The sequence below is a fragment of the Pseudomonas sp. SDT291_1_S447 genome, from assembly GCF_054070155.1.
Map to the genome: position 1 here is coordinate 1 of NZ_JBSVXS010000269.1, position 1,152 is coordinate 1,152.

Annotated in this window: 1 protein-coding gene; it reads left to right on the plus strand. The window is 61.3% G+C overall.

The annotated features are described in order from the left end of the window. A partial coding sequence (gene tssI, locus ACW9IR_RS29475) for a type VI secretion system tip protein TssI/VgrG (RefSeq protein WP_457466128.1) occupies window positions 1–1,152 on the plus strand: 1,152 nt, incomplete at both ends.

The following is a 1,152-nucleotide window of genomic DNA, read 5'->3' on the forward strand; positions in this document are numbered from 1 at the left end:
TGGAAGAACACGGCATCCTCGCCAGCGATTACCACTTCCAGCTCAGCGCGATTTATCCCGAGCGCATTTACTGCGTGCAGTACGACGAGTCGGACCTGGATTTCATCCAGCGCCTGTGCGAGGAGGAGGGCATTCACTACCACTTCCAGCACACGTCGAGCGGCCACAAACTGACCTTCGGCGATGACCAGACGGTGTTCCCGAAACTCGCGCCCGTGGCCTATCAGCAAGATTCCGGACTGGTCGCCGACAAACCGGTGGTCAAGCGTTTCGGCCTGCGTCTGGCCACGCGCACCAGTCGCACCACGCGCCGCGATTACGACTTCGTCAAACCGAAGATCGAGCTGGAAAGCGACGCCAAAAGCAGCGCGCAACCGGACCTCGAAGACTACGATTACCCGGGCCGTTTCGTTGACCGCGAGCGCGGCAAGCATCTGGCCAATCGCGCCTTGGAACGCCATCGCAGCGACTACCGTCTGGCCGAGGGCAACAGCGATCAGCCGATCCTCGTCAGCGGGCATTTCCTCGCCCTGACCGACCACGCCAATCCGACCTGGAATGACTTGTGGCTGCTCACCGAAATCTTCCACGAAGGCAAGCAGCCGCAAGTGCTCGAAGAGTCAGTGACCAGCGACACCACCGACAACAAAGACGATTTCCACCAGGGCTACCGCAACCGCTTCAGCGCCATTCCGTGGGACGTGCCGTACCGTCCGCCGCTTGATCACCCGAAACCCAAAGTCCTCGGCACCCAGAGCGCGGTGGTCTGCGGCCCTGAAGGCGAAGAGATTTACTGCGACCAGTACGGCCGCGTGAAGGTGCAGTTTTTCTGGGACCGCGAAGGCAAGCACGACGACATGACCAGTTGCTGGATGCGCGTCGCGTCGAGCTGGGCGGCGGAAACCTTCGGTTCGATCAACATTCCACGGGTCGGCATGGAGGTGTTGATCACCTTCCTCGAAGGCGATCCTGATCAGCCGCTGATCACCGGTTGCCTGTACCACGGCGCGAATCTGCCGCCGTACAAGCTGCCGGATTTCAAGACCCTGGCCACGGTCAAGAGCAAGGAATACAAGGGCAGCCGCGCCAACGAACTGCGCATCGACGACACCACCAGCGAGATCAGCATTGCGCTGCGCAGCGACCACGGCG